This is a genomic window from Stenotrophomonas sp. STEN046 (genome assembly GCF_056759755.1).
In genome coordinates this window covers 1-18,968 of the sequence record NZ_JBRRDR010000043.1, presented here as the reverse complement: position 1 = coordinate 18,968, position 18,968 = coordinate 1, and the positions used below count along the sequence as shown (strand labels likewise).

Sequence of the window (18,968 nt, the reverse complement as noted above, 5' to 3'; positions counted from 1 at the left end):
GTCAGGGGTTGGCCTGCAACCATTGCAGCGCAGCGGATGCGGTATGGAACGAACCGAACACCAGCACGCGGTCGCCGCGTTCTGCGCGCGCCAGCACCTGTGCCAGCGCCTGTTCGACCGTGCCGGCCAGGGTGGCACCGGCCGCTGCGGTTTCAGCCAGACGCGTCTGCAGCTGCGCTGCACTCTGTCCACGCGGACCGTCCAGGCCCGCCAGGGTCCAGTCGCCCACCACATCCTGCAGGGCCTGCACCACGCCCACTGCGTCCTTGTCCTGCAACGCGGCGTACACCGCCAGGGTGCGCCCAGGTGCCGCCTCGGCCTTCAGCGCGCGCGCCAGCTGGCCGGCGGCCTGCGGGTTGTGGCCGACATCGACGCGGACCTGCACGCCTGCGCGCTCGAACGCCTGCAGGCGGCCGGCGATGCGGGCGGCAGCCACGCCTTCGGCCCACGCTGCGCGCGGGACCGGCTTGTCCAGCGCACGCAGGGCAGCGATCGCGGCACCGGCATTGGCCAGCTGGATCGGACCGGCCAGCGCCGGCGTCGGCAGTTCCAGCCGGGTGCCGACGTCGCGCCAGCGCCAGCGCTGGGCATCGATCGGCTCGTAGAAGTAATCGCTGCCGCCGCGGATCGCATTGGCCCCCACCAGATAGGCGCGGGCGAGCACGCTCGAGGGCGGATCGGTCTCGCCCAGGATCACCGGCTTCCAGCCGCGGATGATGCCGGCCTTTTCGGTGCCGATGGTTTCGCGGTCATCGCCCAGCCATTCGGCGTGATCGATGTCCACGGTGGTGATCACCGATACATCGGCGTCGACGATGTTGACCGCGTCCAGGCGGCCACCGAGGCCCACTTCCAGCACGGCCAGATCCAGCGCCGCATCGGCGAACAGCTGCAGCGCCGCCAGCGTCCCGTACTCGAAGTAGGTCAGCGTGATCGCGCCACGCGCCGCTTCCACGGCATTGAACGCGGCAACCAGCGCTGCATCGTCCACGTCCTGGCCATCGATGCGGACCCGCTCGTTGTAGCGCAGCAGATGCGGCGAGGTATACGCGCCGACCTTCCAGCCCGCGGCACGCGCGATGGCCTCGATGAAGGCGACGGTGGAACCCTTGCCGTTGGTACCACCGACCACGATGGTGCGCCCGGCAGGGGCGCCCAGGCCCATCGCCGTTGCCACTGTGCGCACGCGCTCCAGGCCCATGTCGATGGTCGCAGGGTGCTGGCGTTCAATGTAATCCAGCCAGTCGGCCAGGGTGGTCGGGGTGTTCGTCACGGCAGTGCTTCCAACAGGTGCAGGTGGTTCGGCAGGGATGAATCAGAGTGCGCGGTGCTTGGCTTCGCCGAAGAACGGCGTGTGGTGGGCGCAGTCGTTCAGGCGCACCACTTCCAGGCTGTCCAGGTCGGCGCCTTCCAGCAGGTTGAGCGTGGTTGGTGCCTGGCGGAAGGTCCACAGGCGGGAGATCGGCAGCCCCAGCACCTTGCACAGGATCACCCGGTTGACCGCATCGTGGGCGACCACCAGCAGCGTGTCCTGCTCGCCGAGGCCTTCGGTGGCGCGGGCCAGCCCGCGCCAGCTGCGCTCCAGCACCAGCCGCAGCGATTCGCCGCCGGGCATCAGCACGGTGTCCGGTTCATCCCGCCAGGCCTGCAGGCGCGACGGATCCTTCTCGTTGATTTCGCTGGCCAGCAGGCCTTCCCACTCACCGTGGGCGATTTCCTGCAGCTCCGGCTCGGTCAGCAGCATGTCCGCACGCGCGGCACCGAGGGCGAGCTGCGCGGTGCGCTGGGCACGCGACAGTGGCGAGGCCACCGCACGGGTGATGTCGACCGAAGCCAGGCGGGCGCCAAGGGCCTGGGCCTGGGCTTCGCCGATGGGCGAAAGCGGAATATCGATCTGGCCCTGGTAGCGGCCTTCGGCGTTCCACGGCGTTTCGCCGTGGCGGGCAAGCAGGATGCGCATGCGTGCAAGGGGTCCTGGGGGGAGGAGGTTTCCGCGTTTCGTTCACATCCTGTGAAGTACGCGGAACAGGGATGATACCTGTTCGGCGCACCGGGCCGGCCGGGGCATGAAAAAACCCCGCGACCTGCGTCGCGGGGTTTCAGGATTGGCGGACCGATTCCGCCGGGCATTGCCCGGCGCTACCATCCGGTACAAGCAGTAGATCCACGCCATGCGTGGATGGACCGCCAGGGACCGCGAACCTTATCTGGCCAGGTTCAGTTCCTTCAGCAGCTGCGGCGCCGGCGCCACTTCCTGCATGATCCACTGCATGTAGCGGCTGTCGACGGCGATCATGCGGGTCATCACCGGGTCGAACACCCAGTTGGAGCTGACCGATTCCCAGTTGCCGTCGAAGGCCAGGCCGACCAGCTTGCCGTTGGCATCCAGCACCGGCGAACCCGAGTTGCCGCCGGTGATGTCCAGGTTGGACAGGAAGTTCACCGGCACCGAACCAATCCGCTTGTCTTCCAGGCCGCCGTAGCGCTTGGCCTTGACCGCGTCGAGCAGTGCCTTCGGCGAATCGAACGGATCCTCACCGGTTTCCTTCGCTGCCACGCCTTCCAGGGTGGTGAACGGGGTGTACTTCACGCCGTCCTTGCCGTAGCCCATGACGTTGCCGAAGGTGATGCGCAGCGACAGGTTGGCATCCGGGTAGACGAACTCGCCCTGGCTCTTCTTGTAGTCAGCCACGGCCTGCAGGTACAGCGGACGCGCGGTCAGCGATTCGCCTTCGCGGATCTTCTTCTGCTCTTCCTGCTTCAGCAGTGCCGGCATGACGGCCACCGCGTACTGGATGGCCGGATCACTGCTGGATTCGAACGCAGCGCGGTCGGCCTTGAACCACTTCAGGCGGGTGTCCAGGCTGCCCAGCTCGGTGCCGCCCAGCTTGGCCACCAGCGACTTCACCGCAGCGCCATCGCTGCCGGCCAGCCACTTGTTCAGCACTTCGTTGTCGCGCTGCGCGGCCGGCAGGGCCACGTACTGGTCGAGCCAGTAGGTCTGCAGCTGCTGGTCCATCTTCGCCACGTAGCGGCGGTCCATCTGCTTCAGACCGCCTTCGATGGTGGTCAGGTCGCGTTCCTGGTAACCGGCTTCGCGCTCAGCATCCGGCTTGCTGCGCTCGATCGACAGGCGGTACAGGGTGATCGCTGCGCCAACGGCCGAGGTGTTGTTGAACTGACCGACGAACAGGTCGCGTTCGCGGGTCAACTTGCTGGTATCCAGATGCTTGAGCAGCTGCGCGTGTGCAGCCAGGGCCGGCTTGCCGGCAGCGCCCTGCTTCTTCAGCCAGGCCACCACGGCGGCTTCTTCAGCCTGCTTCTGGCCGGCGGCGTCGATACGCTTGAAGCCTTCCAGCTGGCCCAGGTAGTTCTTGGCCACGTTGTTCATGCTGGCGGCAGTGGCGGCGTACTTCACCTTGACGTCGGCGTCGGCCTTGCCGGCATCGGCGATCATCTTCAGCACTGCGTTGTAGTGCTTGGCGATGGTCGGGTAGGTGAAGCTGGCGGTTTCGTTGAACTCACCGGCCAGTGCGTAGCGGTTGGTGCGGCCCGGGTAGCCAGCCACCATCACGAAGTCGTCGGCGCCCAGCGGCTGGTCGGCGAACTTCAGGAAGTGCTTGGGCTGGTAGGGCACGTTGTCGGCGGCGAAGGCGGCCGGCTTGCCGTCCTTGCCGACGTAGGCGCGGTAGAAGGAGAAATCGCCGGTGTGGCGCGGCCACATCCAGTTGTCGACGTCGCCACCAAACTTGCCGACGCTGCCCGGGGGCGCGTAGACCAGGCGCACGTCCTTGATCTCCATGTTGCGGAACAGGCGGTAGGTGTTGCCGCCGGAGAAGCTGTATAGGCGGCAGCGGAAGCCGGCATCGGCTTCACACGCAGCCACCTGGGCCTTGTCGAAGGCGTCCAGCGCGCGGCTGCGGGCCAGCGGGTCGTTGCCGGCGCCGGCAATGGCGGCCTTGGCCTGGGCGGTGACGTCGGTGATCTGGTCGAGCACGAAGACGCGGGCGTTCGGGCCGGCGCTCAGTTCGTCGCTGAGCTTGGGCGCGTTGAAGCCGTCCTTGATCAGGTTCTTCTGTGCGGTCGAGTTCAGCTGGATGGCGCCGTAGGCACAGTGGTGGTTGGTGACCACCAGGCCCTGCGGCGACACGAAGCTGGCGGTGCAGCCGCCCAGCGCAACCACCGCGCCCATCGGGTCGCCGGTCAGGTTGGCCAGCTGTTCCGGGGACAGCTTGAGGCCGGCCTTCTGCAGCGGGCCGGCGATTTCCGGCAGCTGCTGCGGCACCCACATGCCTTCAGCGGCATGGGCGACCTGGACCAGCCCAAGGCTGGCGACGACGGAAAATGCAAGCAGGTTCGAGCGCATGGAGCGGCCCCTGGTAGTGGAACCGGCGATTGTAGCCCGCCCCCCTGCCCCGGCCCGAACCCCGGAAGTCATGGGCCTGCTTCTTGCTCTGCCGCGCGCACGTCGGCCGCGCACACGGAAATCGTCCAGAGGGGGCGTGGTCACCCTGGACGGGACCGTTGGCGCCATGGGCCGGGCGCATGCGCCTGGCGGGTTGGGCAGGACGCCCAACCCCGGACTTGCCGTGTGCGCAGGAGAGCGCACGCGAGCAAGGCGCCATCGAGCACCATGGATGGGCTTTTGCGTGTCCCGGCCAGGGTGACCACGCCCCCCTCCCCCGAACCAGGGAGGCGCTGCTGTTTGCAGTACGTTCGAAACGCCCGCCTGCGCTGGCCTTTCGTTCCGCCACTGCACCCGCAGCGCAACATGGGAATTCCGCGCAGGCCTCTATAATCCGCGTTTTCCCCCTGATGAGTTCCACCCCGATGGCGCAGCAAACGATGAAGGCCCTGGTCAAGCGCGAAGCAGCCAAGGGCATCTGGATGGAAGAGGTTCCGGTACCGACCCCCGGCCCCAACCAGGTGTTGATCAAGCTGGAAAAGACCGCGATCTGCGGCACCGACCTGCACATCTACCTGTGGGACGAGTGGAGCCAGCGCACGATCAAGCCGGGCCTGACCATCGGCCATGAGTTCGTCGGCCGCATCGCCGAAATCGGCCCGGGCGTGACCGGCTACGAGATCGGCCAGCGCGTCTCGGCCGAAGGCCACATCGTCTGCGGTCATTGCCGCAACTGCCGTGGCGGCCGCCCGCACCTGTGCCCCAACACCGTCGGCATCGGCGTCAACGTCAACGGCGCATTCGCCGAATACATGGTGATGCCGGCCAGCAACCTGTGGCCGATCCCCGACCAGATTCCGTCCGAGCTGGCCGCGTTCTTCGATCCGTACGGCAATGCCGCGCACTGCGCACTGGAATTCAACGTCATCGGTGAGGACGTGCTGATCACCGGCGCCGGCCCGATCGGCATCATCGCCGCGGGCATCTGCAAGCACATCGGTGCGCGCAACGTGGTGGTGACCGACGTCAACGACTTCCGCCTGAAGCTGGCCGCCGACATGGGCGCCACCCGCGTGGTCAACGTCGCCAACACCTCGCTGAAGGACGTGATGAAGGAACTGCACATGGAGGGCTTCGACGTGGGCCTGGAAATGAGCGGCAACCCGCGCGCGTTCAACGACATGCTCGACTGCATGTACCACGGCGGCAAGATCGCCATGCTCGGCATCATGCCCAAGGGCGCCGGCTGCGACTGGGACAAGATCATCTTCAAGGGCCTGACCGTGCAGGGCATCTACGGCCGCAAGATGTACGAGACCTGGTACAAGATGACCCAGCTGGTGCTGTCCGGCTTCCCGCTCGGCAAGGTGATGACCCACCAGCTGCCGATCGACGACTTCCAGAAGGGCTTCGACCTGATGGAAGAAGGCAAGGCCGGCAAGGTGGTGTTGAGCTGGAATTGACCCTTCGGGTCAATTCCCCCCGCAGGTTTCCTTATCCCCGCGCCGTCGGCGCGCCCCCTTGAACAACAAGGGGCTCTCCCCCAGCCGGGGTAAGGCATGCTGCTGGAATTGAAAAAGGCGCCCATTGGGCGCCTTTTTCGTGGACATCAGCGAAGGCGCATCAGTTACCGATCGCGACGCTCAGCATCACGCGGCTGTGGGCCAGCTTGCCGGAGTTGTCGCGGCCGTTGCCGTCGGTGCCGTAGTAGCCCAGGCCGACCTTGGCCATCCCGAACTGGCGCTCAACGCCGACATTCCAGTCGGTGTAGTCCTTGGCGATGCCGTCCTCGAAAGTGCTGCGGCCGACGTTGGCATTCAAGGTGAAGTCCTTCGGCAGGCCCCAGCTGCCACCTAGGCCGAAGTACCAGCCATCGGTGCTGCTGTTCCACACGTCGTTGCTGTAGGCCACCGTCAGCTTGTAGGTGTCATCCAGCGTGGTGGTGGTGATCAGCTCGTTGTAGTTCTGGTGGCTGGCCTTGAGGTAGGTGTAGCGGTTCAGCAGCACGTCGAAGTTGACGCGTTCGGTCACGTCCACGCCGTAGCCGATCAGGTAGTCGACTTCGGTCTTCGGGTCGCCGGCACCGAAGTCCACGCCCGAGCCCCAGACGCCGGCATACAGGCCGACCGGGCTGGTGTAGGTGAAACCGGCCTGCAGGGTCGGATCCTCATCGGTCTGCGACACACCACGGAACAGGTAGTCGGAAACGGCGGTGACGTTCCAGCTGTACGGCGACTCGCTTTCCTGGGCGCTGGCGGCGAACGGCACGGCCAGGGTCAGGGCAGCGGCAAGGGCGAGGCAGGCACGGGCGTGCTTCATGAGCGTCTCCGGTGGGGGTCGGTGGCGTGGAAGGAGGGGGGGCGGGCGGTGCAACCGGAACAGGACAGCTCCGGTTCACGAATTTTTAACCCGTTTGCTATTGCGATGCAACATGTGCCGGCCATGGCGGGGCTCAAGCGCGACCGGTTTGTGGTCGCCGATGCCCGGTAGAATCAGTGGTTTCCCGTGCTGAGCCGTGCCCACGCCATGACCGATGCCACCTCCGCCCTGACCCGCCACTATGCCGAGGAACTGGACGCCATCCGCGCCCAGGGCCTGTTCAAGTCCGAGCGGATCATCACCAGCCCCCAGTCCGCCGAGATCACTCTCGAAGACGGCCGCACGGTGCTGAACTTCTGTGCCAACAACTACCTGGGCCTGGCCGACCATCCGGACCTGATCCAGGCGGCGAAGGACGCGCTGGACAGCCACGGCTTCGGCATGGCCTCGGTGCGCTTCATCTGCGGCACCCAGGATCTGCACAAGCAGCTGGAAGCGCAGATCGCCAGCTTCTTCGGCAAGCAGGACACCATCCTGTACGCAGCCTGCTTCGACGCCAATGGCGGCCTGTTCGAGCCGCTGCTGGGCGAGAACGACGCCATCATCTCCGACGCACTGAACCACGCTTCGATCATCGACGGCGTGCGCCTGTGCAAGGCCAAGCGCTTCCGCTACGCCAACTGCGACATGGCCGACCTGGAAGCGCAGCTGCAGGCCGCCGATGCCGCCGGCTGCAAGACCAAGCTGATCACCACCGACGGCGTGTTCTCGATGGACGGCTTCATCGCCCCGCTGGACGAGATCACCGCACTGGCCAGGAAGTACAACGCGCTGGTGCACATCGACGAATGCCACGCCACCGGCTTCCTGGGCGCCAGCGGCCGCGGTTCGGCCGAAGTGAAGGGCGTGCTGGAGAAGATCGACATCATCACCGGCACCCTGGGCAAGGCCATGGGCGGTGCGCTGGGTGGGTTCACCTGCGCCAGCAGCGAAGTGATCGAGCTGCTGCGCCAGCGTTCGCGCCCGTACCTGTTCTCCAACTCACTGCCGCCGCACGTGGTCGCCGCCGGCATCAAGGCCTTCGAAATGCTGGCCGCCGCCGACGACCTGCGCAGCACCCTGGCCGAGAACACCACCTACTTCCGCGAGAAGATGACCGCCGCCGGATTCGACGTGAAGCCGGGCGTGCATCCGATCAGCCCGGTGATGCTGTACGACGCACCGCTGGCGCAGAAGTTCGCCGAGCGCCTGCTGGAAGAAGGCATCTACGCGATCGGTTTCTTCTTCCCGGTGGTGCCCAAGGGCCAGGCACGCATCCGCACCCAGATCAGCGCCGCGCACAGCCGCGAACATCTGGACCGCGCGATCGATGCATTCACCCGCATCGGCGTCGAGCTGGGCGTGATCAAGGGCTGATCGCCTGCCGGTACCGCCGGGCCATGCCCGGCGGTTTCCCGCCATTCGCCGGGCGTGGCCCGGCGCTACCAGAATGGCGCGCAGTGCGCGTCACTTCTTTTTCTTCTTGCCCTTGGGTTCGTCCTTGCTGGCGACCACGACCGGCTTGGCATCCTGGCCGTTGCCCTTGGCCACGCGGATGCCATTGGCCTTCATCCAGGCATCGAACTGATCGGCGGTCATTTTCTGGTCGCCGTTGCTCATCATGAAGCGGTAGCTGCCGCGGCCATCCAGTTCCGGGGTCTTGACCTCCACCACCGGGGTTTCCGCCGGGCGATCAGCCTTGGCGGTCTTCTTGTGGCCACCGCAGGCGGCCAGCAGCACGATGGGCAACAGCAGGCTGGTGCAGCGCAGGGTTTGCTTGAGGGTCGGGTGATACATGGCAGGCTCCGTTCTGGACATTCGACAACCAGGCGCCCCCTGCACCTGGAACGGTGGCCGGCAGCTGCCGGCCGTGGGCATCACTCAGCCCGGTGCAACGGCCCCAAGCCGCTGCTGGTCACTGACCTCAAGCAGCCGCCACTGTCCCTTGCCGAGATCGCCGAGCGTGAGCTCTCCGATCGCAACCCGGACCAGGCGCAGCACCTGCAGGTCGAAGGCCGCCAACAGGCGGCGGATATGGCGGTTGCGGCCCTCGTCGAGGACCACCTCCAGCCATGCGGTCTTGTCGCCGCTGCGCAGCACGCGCACGGCCTGGGCAAGAAGGAACTCGCCCTCGTCCTCGACACCGGCGCGCAGCGCGGCCAGGGTGTCTTCTTCGGGCAGGCGATCGACCTGCACGTGGTAGGTCTTCGACGGGCCGGTCTCCGGATCGGTCAGGCGCGCAGCCCACTGCGGGTCATTGCAGAACAGCAGCAGCCCCTCGCTGGCCTTGTCCAGGCGCCCGACAGGCGCGATCCATGGCAGCCCGGCACCGTCAAAGCAGCGGTAGACGGTGTCGCGGCCGCGCTCGTCCTGCGCGGTGGTGACCACCCCGCGCGGTTTGTTGAGCATCAGGTAAAGGCGCTTGGGCGCCCCCATCGGCTGGCCATCGACCTCGATCGGCGGCAGCGGGGTAGCAATCGGGAACTCGGGATCGCGCACGATGCGGCCGGAAACCCGGACACGCCCATCAGCGATCCAGCGCGCTGCTTCGCTGCGCGAGCAGACACCGGCCTTGGACAACACGCGCGCCAGGCCATGGCGTACGCCATGGGTCGTTGCAGGCGGGTTCGCACGCCCACGCGATGCGTGGGAGCGTGCAGCGGGGGTGGCAGGTGGGCGGCGCGTGCGCAAGCCTCTGCTCCCCGCCGCGCTTACTTCTTGTCGACCGGCTTGGTCTCAGCCGGTGCTTCGGCCGCGGCCGGGGTGGCGGCCGGGGTGGCAGCCGGAACCGGGCGCGCCTTGACCACGCGCACGCCACGGGCCTTCATCCAGGCGTCGAACTCTTCGGCGGTCATGCGCTTGCCGTTCTGGCTCATGTCGAAGCGCCACGGCGTATTGTCGAACTCGGTCTGCGGCTTGTAGGCGGCCGGATCGTTCGGCTTCACCGCCGGCGCGCTCGGGATCGCCTTGGCGATGTTCTGGCAGCCATCGATGCGCAACCGCTGCAGCACCTGGTCCAGCGACTGCGACGGATCGTAGCTGCTGCCCAGCACACCACTGGACATGCCCAGCTGGGTACCGCGGATGTACAGCTCATCGGCCACGGGCGCGATCGCGGTGGCCGGCAACGGCAGCGGCGAAGCGCTGGTGTTGACCGAGCAATCGACCGCGGCGTGGGCGGCGGGAACCAGGGCCAGCGCCAGAACGGCAGCCGATGCAGAGCGCAGCATGAGGGCATCCACGAAAGGAAGAGACGCGGCGAGTTTAGCAATGCCACGTCATCTTTCAAGCGCCACTTTCAATGAATACGCCAACTCATTGGTTTCATGGATAAAATCCCGACGAACGGTCGGCTCTTTGGCCGGAATTGGACGTTCGGTACCGCACAAACAACAAGACCCGGCCGAAGCCGGGTCCTGCTGTGTCTTACTGGCAGAGCGTCAGAACTTAGTTCTGGACGTTCAGCTCGGTACGACGGTTCTTGGCGCGACCTTCCGGATTGTCCGAACCATCCGGGTTGGTGTTCGGAGCAATCGGACGGCTCTCACCGTAGCCGATCGGACCGGCCAGACGGCCAGCGTCGACGCCGTTCTTGGTCAGGTAGTTGTACACCGCGGTGGCGCGGCGCTCCGACAGCTTCTGGTTGTAAGCGTCGGTACCCTTCGAGTCGGTGTGACCGGCGACTTCAACGCGCAGATCCGGGTAACGCTTCAGGATCTCGGTGGCTTCGCTCAGGATGGCCACGGCGTCCGGACGCAGGTTCGACTTGTCGAAGTCGAAGTTCACGCCCTTCAGGTCGATCGAGACCGGCACCGGGCAACCGTCCGGACCGATGGTCTGACCCGGCTGCGAGTTCGGGCACTTGTCGTCGCAGTTGTTGACGCCGTCACCGTCGTCATCCAGGTCGGCGCAGCTCGGGGCAACCGGTGCCGGAGCCGGCACAGCAGCCACCGGGGCCGGGCCCAGCGGGATCACGACGCCGACCGAAGCCAGCACGTCGCCGAACCAGCTTTCGTCGCGCGCGGCGACGCTCTGGTCGTCGAAATCAGCGCGGTAGGCCACTTCGGCGCGGACAGCAACGCGCTTGTCGAAGGTGGTCTGCAGGCCGACGCCCAGCTTGGCAGCCAGGTTGCCGTCCTTGCGCTCACGCGGACCGTTGGTGTCCAGTGCAGCGTACTCTTCTTCCGACTTCTGGTAGCCCAGGCCGCCCACGATGTAGGGGTTCCAGCCGCGGCCTTCCTTGATGAAGTGGCGACGCAGATCGAACGACACGCCGTACTGCGACCAGTTCTGATCCTGGTTGGCGTCGAAGTTCGGGTTCTGGTAGTTCAGCTCACCATCCAGCGACCAGTTCGGGCTGATGAACTTGCCCAGGCCCAGGGTCACGAACGGAGCGTCGTTGGTCAGGCGGTCGTTGTCCTGGAAGTTGAAGCCGGCCGAACCGGTCAGGTACCAGCGGTCATCGAACTCCTGCGCCGACGCAGCCTGGGCGAATGCCAGACCGCCCAGCAGCGCGGCAGTAAGGATCTTCTTGTTCATTGAGTACAGCTCCTATTTCGGGGGTATGAAACCGGTAGAGGCATGGGCCAGCACTACTGCGTCGATGTTCAGACAGCCGATTCAGCACGCCACCGCCGCGAACATTATGCTCAGGCGGGTGAAGGTCATGTTAACAGTCCCGTAACATGTGAAGCGTCGCGCACGACCGGCCACCGGCCCGACGTTGAAACCCTATACAGGATGATGAAAATCCGCAAGACCCACGCACGACAAGGGTTTGGATAGGTTTAGGGGCCGAATGCGACTGCGATGGCAGGAATCAGCGCTGCCCGGTTCAGCGCGCGCCCATCGAAGTGAGGAACCTTATGATGCGGACAGGAATCGAGCGGGAGTTGCTGATGAAAGCCGTCGCCCTGTGTCGTGAATCAACACCTGTACTACGCGATATCGAGCTGCCACCGCCCGCGGCTCCCCGCAATCGGGACCTGCTGATTCGCATTCACGCTGTTTCCGTCAATCCGGTGGACGCAAAACAGCGCGCGACGGCAACCGATACTCCCCGCATCCTTGGCTGGGACGCAGCGGGCGTGGTCGAGGCCATTGGTGATGAGGTGACCCTGTTTGCTTCAGGCGACGAGGTCTACTACGCCGGCGACATCACCCGCCCGGGCTGCAACGCGCAATATCAGCTGGTCGATGAACGACTGGTGGCGCGCAAGCCGACCACCCTCGATTTCGCCGAAGCAGCAGCATTGCCGCTGACCACGCTGACCGCCTGGGAACTTCTGTTCCAGCGCATGCCACTGCAGCTTGATGACCGCCGCCACGCTGGCCAGCGCCTGCTGGTCATCGGTGGCGCCGGCGGGGTCGGCTCGATGGCGATCCAGTTGGCCCGGCATGCCGGCTTCGACGTCATCGCGACCGCCTCCCGCACTGCATCGATCGACTGGTGCCGCCAGATGGGCGCGCTGCATGTCATCGACCACCGCCAGCCGCTGCTGCCGCAACTGCAGGCACTGGGCATCAACGAGGTGCAGGTGGCGCTGAACCTGGCCGACACCGATCACTACTGGGAGCCGCTGGGCGAGCTGCTGGCACCGCAGGGGCATGTGGGGCTGATTGTCGAACCGCGCGGCGCACTGCGCATCGGCGATCCCTATAAAGCCAAGTGCATCGGCATCCACTGGGAATTCATGTTCGCGCGTTCGCGCTTCCAGAGTGCCGACCGCATCGAGCAGCACCGCATCCTCAACCGTGCCGCCAGCCTGATCGATGCCGGCCAGTTGCGCGGCACGTTGAGCCAAACGCTGGGGCCGATCAATGCGGCCACGCTGGAAGCCGCTCACGCGCAGCTGGCCAGCGGCCGCAGCATCGGCAAGCTGGCGCTGGCCGGTTGGAGCGGCTGATCCGCTTGTCTGTCACGACGGATTGGGCAGCATCTGTATCTATGTGGACGCCTGATTGACGAATAAGGTGGGAACAGATCCCCGCCCGAGCCTGTCATGCCCACCGCCCTGCCCTTGCGCCTGCTGCAATTGATCACCGGCCTGTTCCTGTATGGCTTCGGTGCATCGCTGATGATCCGCGCCGCGATCGGCGTGGCGCCGTGGGACGTGTTGTCACAGGGCATCGCCGCACAGACCCCGCTGTCATTCGGCCTGGCCACCAATGTGATCGGCGCGCTGGTGCTGCTGCTGTGGTGGCCGCTGCGGCAGAAGCCTGGCGCCGGCACCGTACTGAACGTGATGCTGATCGGCCCCTCCGCGCAGTTCGGCCTGTGGCTGCTGCCGCCGGCAACGGGACTGGGCTGGCAGGTGGCCATGTTCTGCGCCGGCATGCTGCTGGTCGCGCTGGCCACCGGCCTGTACATCGGCGCCAAGCTGGGACCGGGTCCGCGCGATGGCCTGATGACGGGACTGCATGCACGCACCGGTTGGCCGATCTGGAAGGTACGCAGCCTGATCGAGGGCAGCGTGCTGCTGCTGGGCTGGTGGCTGGGCGGTGACGTGGGCGTGGGCACGCTCGCCTTCGCGCTGCTGATCGGGCCTCTGTGCGGCATCACCCTGGGCTGGTTCGGGATCGGTCGTCCCACGGTAGTGGGGGGGGGGGGGGGGCCGCCCCCGAGCGCCGGCGCGAGGGCGCCAAGACAGCCCCGCGCCCCGGCACCCCCCCCCCCACGCGGGAGCCCACCGCGGGGGAGGGGGGGGCGGGGGGGGGCCCCCCCACCCCCCCGCCCGACGCCCGCCGCGCGCCCCGGCCCCCGGCACCACCCAAAGAGCGGCCCTTGCCCCAGGCGCCGTTTCGCGGCACGCTTCGCGCTTCCGTACGCAAGCGTATCGACCATGTCGCCAGCCAACGAAACCGCCTACCCCCACCTGTTCACCCCGTTGGATCTGGGCTTCACCCAGCTGCGCAACCGCGTGTTGATGGGTTCGATGCACACCGGCCTGGAGGACCGCGCGCGTGACTTCCCGCGCTTGGCCGCCTATTTCGCCGAGCGCGCCGCAGGCGGCGTCGGCCTGATCGTCACCGGCGGCTTCGCCCCGAACGTGGTCGGCTGGCTCAAGCCGTTCGGCGGCAAGCTGTCCTGGCCGTGGGAAGTACGCCCGCACCGGCAGCTGACCGCCGCGGCGCACCAGCATGGCGCGAAGATCTGCCTGCAGCTGCTGCACGCCGGCCGCTATGCCTACCATCCCCTGTCGGTGGCGCCTTCGAAGCTGAAGGCGCCGATCAATCCGTTCACCCCGCGCGCGCTCTCGGCCAGCGGCGTCGAACGCCACATCGCGGACTACGCACGCAGCGCCAGGCTGGCGCGCGAGGCCGGCTATGACGGTGTGGAAGTGATGGGCTCGGAGGGTTACCTCATCAACGAGTTCATCGCCCCGCGCACCAACAAGCGCAGCGACCGCTGGGGCGGTGATGCGTCGCAGCGCATGCGCTTTGCGGTGGAGATCGTGCGTCGCATCCGCGAAGCGTGCGGCCCGGACTTCATCATCATCTACCGGCTGTCGCTGGTGGACCTGGTCGAAGACGGCAGCAACTGGGAAGAGATCGTGCAGCAGGCACAGGCCATCGAAGCGGCCGGTGCGACGATCATCAATTCCGGCATCGGCTGGCACGAAGCGCGCATCCCGACCATCGCCACCTCGGTGCCGCGTGGCGCGTTCGCCGGGGTCACCGCCAAGCTCAAGCCGCATGTGAAGGTGCCGCTGGTGGCGACCAACCGCATCAACATGCCCGAGGTCGCCGAACGCATCCTGGCCGACGGCGGTGCCGACATGGTGTCACTGGCGCGTCCGCTGCTGGCCGATCCGCAATGGCCGAACAAGGCCCGCGCCGGCCGTGCCGACGCCATCAACACCTGCATCGCCTGCAACCAGGCCTGCCTGGACCATGTGTTCGAGAACAAGCTGGCCAGCTGCCTGGTCAACCCGCGCGCCGCCCACGAGACCGAACTGGTCTATACCCCCACCACCGTGCCCAAGCGGGTCGCCGTGGTCGGCGCAGGCCCGGCAGGCCTCGCCTGCGCCACGGTCGCTGCCGAGCGCGGCCACCAGGTCACCCTGTTCGACGCCAACGACGAGATCGGTGGCCAGTTCAACGTGGCCAAACGCATTCCCGGCAAGGAAGAATTCCACGAGACCCTGCGCTATTTCCGCCACAAGCTGGGCGAGACCGGCGTGCAGGTGCGGCTTGGCACGCGCGCCGATGCAGCCAGCCTTGCCGGCTTTGACGCGGTGGTCCTGGCCACCGGCATCATCCCGCGCAAGGTCGACTTCCCCGGGGCAGACCACGTGAAGGTAGTGAACTACCTGGACGTGCTGCTGGGCCGGGTCGAGGTCGGGGCCAATGCGGCGATCATCGGCGCCGGCGGCATCGGCTTCGACGTCGGCGAGTTCCTCGCCCATGATGGCCCCTCGCCCGCGCTGGACCCGCAACGCTGGATGGCCGAATGGGGCGTGGATGCCAGCTTCCAGTCACGCGGTGCCTTGACCCGACCGAGCGTGGAAGCCTCCCCGCGCAGGCTGTGGCTGCTGCAGCGCAGTGCCGGCAAGCCCGGTGCCCGACTGGGCAAGACCACCGGCTGGATCCATCGCGCCACGTTGAAGGCCAAAGGGGTGCGCATGCTCGGCGGCGTCGAGTATCTGGGCGTGGATGACAGCGGCCTGCGCATCCGGGTGGACGGCAGCGAACAGCTGCTGCCCGTCGACCATGTCGTGATCTGCGCAGGACAGGAACCCAACCGGGTACTGCTGGAGGAACTGCAGGCCGCAGGCATCGCCGCACAGCTGATCGGCGGTGCGGATGTCGCCGCAGAACTCGATGCCAAGCGCGCCATCGACCAGGGAAGCCGCGTCGCCGCAGCGCTCTGATTGAATCTGAATGGGGGCCGGAATGTGATTTCCGTCACCCGCCCCCAAGCTGAATGTCAAGCCGGAAGATTCAGGATGCGTTCGGCAATGCCCCCCTACCTTGCGCCATCTTTCCGCTCACCAGCCAGTTTCCGGTGAGCCGGCGCGGCCCCCTTCGATCGATGTCCGATCGTTTCCTTGGGCCGCCCACGGGGCAGCCCCGATGGCCGCCTCCCCATGACGCCAAGTCGTACCCGGCCCCCAGCAGCCCCCGCTGCTGGAACCCGCTGGTGCGACCCACACGGAGCAAGGAGTTATATGAAACTGGCCTGGATTCTCTGGCTGTCGCAGTTGTTGCCGCAGCCGGCCGCTGATTCATTGTGTTTGAGCACCACCGTCTACCTGGAAGCCCGCGACCAGACCCTGCGCGGTCAACAGGCCGTGGCCGAGGTTGCCCTGCGTCGCCTTGACAGCGGCCTGTGGGGCGACTCGATGTGCCAGGTGGTCACCGCGCGCAAGCAGTTCGCACCGACCATCGTCTCCCCCGGCACCCAGCTGGGCAACGATGAGGCCTGGAGCGAGGCGATGGACGTGGCCTTCGACGCTGAGCGCAACTGGGCGCTGCCGGCCGGCGAACGTCGCGAGATCGTGCCTGGCGCCAGCCACTTCGCCGCGCTGGCCATTGCCAGCCCGAACTGGCGCAACGCCTACCAGGTGGCCACCATCGGCGATCACACCTTCTACAAGGTGCAGAACCTCAAGCCCCGGCAGTCGTAACGAACTGTTGCCGGCGGCAGCGTTGCCGCCCGCCGCCGGGCTCTGGGATAGTGGTGGTTTCCACCACGCCCCGCCTGGAGTTCCCATGAAGCTGTACAGCAAGCCCGGTGCCTGTTCCACCGCCGACCACATCGCCCTGCAGTGGACCGGCCAGCCGTTCGAGGTTGAACTGCTGAACAAGGACACCCTGAAGGGTCCGGAATTCCTCAAGATCAACCCGGCCGGTGCCGTGCCGGCCGTCGTCGATGGCGACTTCGTGCTGCTGCAGAACGCCGCGATCATGGGCTACATCGCCGATACCTACCCGCAGGCCGGCCTTGGCGGCGACGGCAGTCCGCGCCAGCGCGCCGAAGCCACCCGCTGGCTGGCCTTCGTCAATTCCGACGTGCACCCGGCGTTCTCGCCGCTGTTCGCACCGGGCAAGTTCATCGCCGATGACAGCCAGTTCGACGCGATCCGCGCCGCCGCCCACAAGCGTCTGCGCGCGCTGTTTGAAACCGCCGACAAGCAGCTGGCCGGCAAGACCTGGCTGGCCGGCTTCCGCAGCTTTGCCGATCCGTATTTCTACATCACCCTGCGCTGGGCGGCCGGCACCAAGGTCGACCTGTCCGGCCTGGACAACCTGGCCGCCTACAAGGCGCGCATGGACGCCGATCCGGGCGTGCAGGCGGTGCTGAAGGCCGAAGGCCTGGCCTGACAGTCAACAGGGGCGGGCCGGATCGCAGCGCGATCCGACCCGACCTCCCGGTGTGACGATCAGCCGATTTCGCGCAGCAGATTGCCCTTGGCATCGCGCAGCAGGGTCGGCTGCACGTCCACCACCAGTTTCCCTTCACACAGCTCATGGCGACCGCGCTCGGCACGCAGTGTGTCCAGCAGCGTCTGCAGGCTCGCCTCGGACAGGATGCAGCGGGCGACCTCCGCCTCGGCCTGTACCGCATCCACTTCGCCGGCCTCGAACCGCCACGCCAGGTCGCCGCCGAACAGGGTCAACGGCTTGCCATGGCGCAGGCGCAGCGGCAGCAGCTCAAGCACGCTGGGTACCTGGCCGGCGCCGATCTGCAGCGTTGCCACGCCGTCTTCCACGCGCGCCTGTAGCTTTTCAAGGAACAGCATGCCGGTGCTGGAACCCTCGCGCTCGCTGCCGGCCTGCACCTGCGCAACCAGCGCAGGATCATCCAGCAGCGATGCACGCGACAGCTCGGTGATCCACAGCGGCATCACCGGCTCCAGCAGTGCCAGTACGCCGCGCGTGGACCAGCGCCGGATCGCGGCCATTTCCGCATCGCTCAGGCCGATCACCTGCAGGAACTGCAGCGCGCCATTGGGCGTCTGCCGCTGCGGCAACCACGGGTCGTGCAGGAAGGCCAGGTGCCGCAGCACGGTGTCCTGTTCCAGCGCGATCGGCCCGTTGGCATCGATGTGATGGCCATCCTCGAACACGTTGCCACTACCGAACACATAGCGCGCCAGGTTCTGCAGCAGGTTCATCGGCCACGACGGTGGTGTGGCCCCGGCGCTGTCGCCCGGTGCGGCCGCCAGACGGAAGGTCAGTTCAAACCCATAGCCGCTGGTCGATGCATCACTGCTTTCCTTGGCATACAGCTCGGAAAAGCCATAGGTGATGTAGTGCCAGTGCGGCACCGGCGCATCCACCCAATACACGCTGATGCCGTCCAGCGGGTCAGAACCGCCCAGCGTGTAGGGAATGGCGGTACCGAAATGCTGCGGCGTCTGACCGGCATACAACGGCGCCAGCGCGTCGTTGATCGCGTCCCAGCCAGGGGTGTCCGAATCGTGGTCGTCCTGCACGCGGGGGCTCCTTGTCGCGAAGAGAGCCCTCCACTTTACGCTGCGCGCTAAGCCTGTACGACCTCAGCCGCCGGCGTCGCCAGCGCGTGCTGGATCTCCTGCCACCAGCGCTGCGCCAGCGCCGGGCTGCGCGCCTTGCTGATCGCCGCGATCATCTCCGGGCACAACCGCTCCAGGGTGATCGCATCGGTGCAGCGCTCGATCTTCAGTTGCATGAAATAGCCCTTCAGGCCGAGGTGGCGCCGCACCGCATCACTCATCGCATCGTACAGCTGCTGGTACACCGCCGGGTCCTGCTCGCGGCCACTGCAGAGCCCGCGCTGCGCGACAGGATCGGCGTTGCCACCGACCACCTCGATCAGGCCCAGCGCCGCCAGCTGCTGCAGCGCATCGGCGGGTGCGCGCAGCCCTTCGAACAGGCCGCGCAGTTCCGTGTCGTCGCGTTGACCATCGACCATCAGCAGGATCGAACGCAGTGCCGCCGGCAGTCGCCGTGCACGGTCCTCGATTTCCTGGCGGCCAGCGGCCGTCTTGGCATGCAGCAGCGCCATGGTTCCCCCTTGCTCGATGCGATACGCATGCGCGCCATTGCCGGCGCGCTCCCCAAGGCCGAGCTTAGCTCACCGGTAGCCGGGGGAAAGCTGCGCTGCAGCACCGCCGCCGGGGTAGCGCCGGGGCGGGTCCCGGGCCGGCCCATGCGCACCCAGGACGCCTCGCACCGGCTGGAGCAGGAGATCACCGCGCCCTACACCCGCGCGCGGTTG

17 protein-coding genes and 1 pseudogene are annotated in these 18,968 nt (G+C 66.8%); 8 read left to right on the top strand and 10 right to left on the bottom strand.

All coding sequences use genetic code 11. The features are described 5' to 3' along the window. Position 1: 1 nt before the first annotated feature. From folC to ACVOLJ_RS17010, 3 genes are all read right to left on the bottom strand, one after another. Positions 2-1,273: a bifunctional tetrahydrofolate synthase/dihydrofolate synthase gene (gene folC / locus ACVOLJ_RS17020; RefSeq protein WP_481564673.1), complete on the bottom strand. Its 1,272-nt coding sequence runs from the start codon at positions 1,271-1,273 to the stop codon at positions 2-4. A gap of 42 nt (positions 1,274-1,315) precedes the next feature. Further along, positions 1,316-1,960 (bottom strand): histidine phosphatase family protein, encoded by a 645-nt coding sequence (locus ACVOLJ_RS17015; protein WP_475281308.1) that lies wholly within the window; start codon positions 1,958-1,960, stop codon positions 1,316-1,318. A gap of 243 nt (positions 1,961-2,203) precedes the next feature. Next, a complete protein-coding gene (locus ACVOLJ_RS17010; RefSeq protein ID WP_481564672.1) occupies positions 2,204-4,366 on the bottom strand; it encodes a S46 family peptidase in 2,163 nt (720 codons plus the stop codon). 479 nt (positions 4,367-4,845) lie between these two features. On the opposite strand from ACVOLJ_RS17010, the gene tdh reads away from it, so the two are divergent. After that, positions 4,846-5,868, top strand: coding sequence for an L-threonine 3-dehydrogenase (gene tdh, locus ACVOLJ_RS17005; RefSeq protein ID WP_032952044.1), 1,023 nt, complete (start codon positions 4,846-4,848; stop codon positions 5,866-5,868). 160 nt (positions 5,869-6,028) lie between these two features. On the opposite strand, the gene ACVOLJ_RS17000 is transcribed toward tdh, so the two are convergent. Next, the gene (locus ACVOLJ_RS17000) at positions 6,029-6,724 is read right to left on the bottom strand and encodes a TorF family putative porin (RefSeq protein WP_481564671.1); all 696 of its coding nucleotides are present in this window, start codon (positions 6,722-6,724) and stop codon (positions 6,029-6,031) included. A 207-nt stretch (positions 6,725-6,931) separates the two neighbouring features. Here ACVOLJ_RS17000 and kbl point away from each other — a divergent pair, with 207 nt between their 5' ends. Beyond that, positions 6,932-8,140 (top strand): glycine C-acetyltransferase, encoded by a 1,209-nt coding sequence (gene kbl, locus ACVOLJ_RS16995; protein WP_475281305.1) that lies wholly within the window; start codon positions 6,932-6,934, stop codon positions 8,138-8,140. 90 nt (positions 8,141-8,230) lie between these two features. Here kbl and ACVOLJ_RS16990 read toward each other — a convergent pair whose 3' ends face one another. From ACVOLJ_RS16990 to ACVOLJ_RS16975, 4 genes are all read right to left on the bottom strand, one after another. Beyond that, the gene (locus ACVOLJ_RS16990) at positions 8,231-8,560 is read right to left on the bottom strand and encodes a hypothetical protein (RefSeq protein WP_475281304.1); all 330 of its coding nucleotides are present in this window, start codon (positions 8,558-8,560) and stop codon (positions 8,231-8,233) included. 84 nt (positions 8,561-8,644) lie between these two features. Next, positions 8,645-9,454, bottom strand: a complete 810-nt coding sequence (locus ACVOLJ_RS16985) for a pseudouridine synthase (protein WP_481564670.1) — start codon at positions 9,452-9,454, stop codon at positions 8,645-8,647. Positions 9,455-9,474: 20 nt separating this feature from the next. Beyond that, positions 9,475-9,993 (bottom strand): hypothetical protein, encoded by a 519-nt coding sequence (locus tag ACVOLJ_RS16980; RefSeq protein ID WP_475281302.1) that lies wholly within the window; start codon positions 9,991-9,993, stop codon positions 9,475-9,477. A gap of 217 nt (positions 9,994-10,210) precedes the next feature. Then, positions 10,211-11,302, bottom strand: a complete 1,092-nt coding sequence (locus tag ACVOLJ_RS16975) for an OmpA family protein (protein WP_475281301.1) — start codon at positions 11,300-11,302, stop codon at positions 10,211-10,213. Between the two features lie 359 nt (positions 11,303-11,661). Between ACVOLJ_RS16975 and ACVOLJ_RS16970 the strand changes: the two genes are divergently transcribed. From ACVOLJ_RS16970 to ACVOLJ_RS16950, 5 genes and pseudogenes are all read left to right on the top strand, one after another. Further along, the gene (locus ACVOLJ_RS16970; protein ID WP_481564669.1) at positions 11,662-12,669 is read left to right on the top strand and encodes a zinc-binding alcohol dehydrogenase family protein; all 1,008 of its coding nucleotides are present in this window, start codon (positions 11,662-11,664) and stop codon (positions 12,667-12,669) included. 96 nt (positions 12,670-12,765) lie between these two features. Beyond that, positions 12,766-13,320 (top strand): annotated as a pseudogene (yczE, locus tag ACVOLJ_RS16965) (membrane protein YczE); the annotation flags it as partial. 285 nt (positions 13,321-13,605) lie between these two features. Further along, the gene (locus ACVOLJ_RS16960) at positions 13,606-15,636 is read left to right on the top strand and encodes an FAD-dependent oxidoreductase (RefSeq protein WP_475281298.1); all 2,031 of its coding nucleotides are present in this window, start codon (positions 13,606-13,608) and stop codon (positions 15,634-15,636) included. A gap of 297 nt (positions 15,637-15,933) precedes the next feature. Then, entirely contained in the window at positions 15,934-16,392 is a 459-nt protein-coding gene (locus tag ACVOLJ_RS16955; RefSeq protein ID WP_475281297.1) for a cell wall hydrolase, read from the top strand. A gap of 85 nt (positions 16,393-16,477) precedes the next feature. Continuing rightward, the gene (locus ACVOLJ_RS16950) at positions 16,478-17,089 is read left to right on the top strand and encodes a glutathione S-transferase family protein (protein WP_475281296.1); all 612 of its coding nucleotides are present in this window, start codon (positions 16,478-16,480) and stop codon (positions 17,087-17,089) included. Positions 17,090-17,148: 59 nt separating this feature from the next. On the opposite strand, the gene ACVOLJ_RS16945 is transcribed toward ACVOLJ_RS16950, so the two are convergent. Both ACVOLJ_RS16945 and ACVOLJ_RS16940 read right to left on the bottom strand, forming a co-directional pair. Then, positions 17,149-18,204, bottom strand: a complete 1,056-nt coding sequence (locus ACVOLJ_RS16945; RefSeq protein WP_475281295.1) for a suppressor of fused domain protein — start codon at positions 18,202-18,204, stop codon at positions 17,149-17,151. A 47-nt stretch (positions 18,205-18,251) separates the two neighbouring features. Further along, the gene (locus tag ACVOLJ_RS16940) at positions 18,252-18,755 is read right to left on the bottom strand and encodes a hypothetical protein (protein WP_475281294.1); all 504 of its coding nucleotides are present in this window, start codon (positions 18,753-18,755) and stop codon (positions 18,252-18,254) included. A 27-nt stretch (positions 18,756-18,782) separates the two neighbouring features. Here ACVOLJ_RS16940 and ACVOLJ_RS16935 point away from each other — a divergent pair. Then, the coding region (locus ACVOLJ_RS16935; RefSeq protein ID WP_481564668.1) for a hypothetical protein at positions 18,783-18,968 on the top strand (186 nt) is incomplete at its 3' end.

Coding starts and splice junctions, on each gene's coding strand:
- ACVOLJ_RS16980 (WP_475281302.1), bottom strand. CDS start 9,993: ATGCTGCGCTCTGCATCGGCTGCCGTTCTGGCGCTGGCCCTGGTTCCC.
- ACVOLJ_RS16955 (WP_475281297.1), top strand. CDS start 15,934: ATGAAACTGGCCTGGATTCTCTGGCTGTCGCAGTTGTTGCCGCAGCCG.
- ACVOLJ_RS16990 (WP_475281304.1), bottom strand. CDS start 8,560: ATGTATCACCCGACCCTCAAGCAAACCCTGCGCTGCACCAGCCTGCTG.
- ACVOLJ_RS16950 (WP_475281296.1), top strand. CDS start 16,478: ATGAAGCTGTACAGCAAGCCCGGTGCCTGTTCCACCGCCGACCACATC.
- ACVOLJ_RS16970 (WP_481564669.1), top strand. CDS start 11,662: ATGAAAGCCGTCGCCCTGTGTCGTGAATCAACACCTGTACTACGCGAT.
- ACVOLJ_RS17010 (WP_481564672.1), bottom strand. CDS start 4,366: ATGCGCTCGAACCTGCTTGCATTTTCCGTCGTCGCCAGCCTTGGGCTG.
- ACVOLJ_RS16960 (WP_475281298.1), top strand. CDS start 13,606: ATGTCGCCAGCCAACGAAACCGCCTACCCCCACCTGTTCACCCCGTTG.
- tdh (WP_032952044.1), top strand. CDS start 4,846: ATGAAGGCCCTGGTCAAGCGCGAAGCAGCCAAGGGCATCTGGATGGAA.
- ACVOLJ_RS16940 (WP_475281294.1), bottom strand. CDS start 18,755: ATGGCGCTGCTGCATGCCAAGACGGCCGCTGGCCGCCAGGAAATCGAG.
- ACVOLJ_RS17000 (WP_481564671.1), bottom strand. CDS start 6,724: ATGAAGCACGCCCGTGCCTGCCTCGCCCTTGCCGCTGCCCTGACCCTG.
- ACVOLJ_RS16975 (WP_475281301.1), bottom strand. CDS start 11,302: ATGAACAAGAAGATCCTTACTGCCGCGCTGCTGGGCGGTCTGGCATTC.
- kbl (WP_475281305.1), top strand. CDS start 6,932: ATGACCGATGCCACCTCCGCCCTGACCCGCCACTATGCCGAGGAACTG.
- ACVOLJ_RS17015 (WP_475281308.1), bottom strand. CDS start 1,960: ATGCGCATCCTGCTTGCCCGCCACGGCGAAACGCCGTGGAACGCCGAA.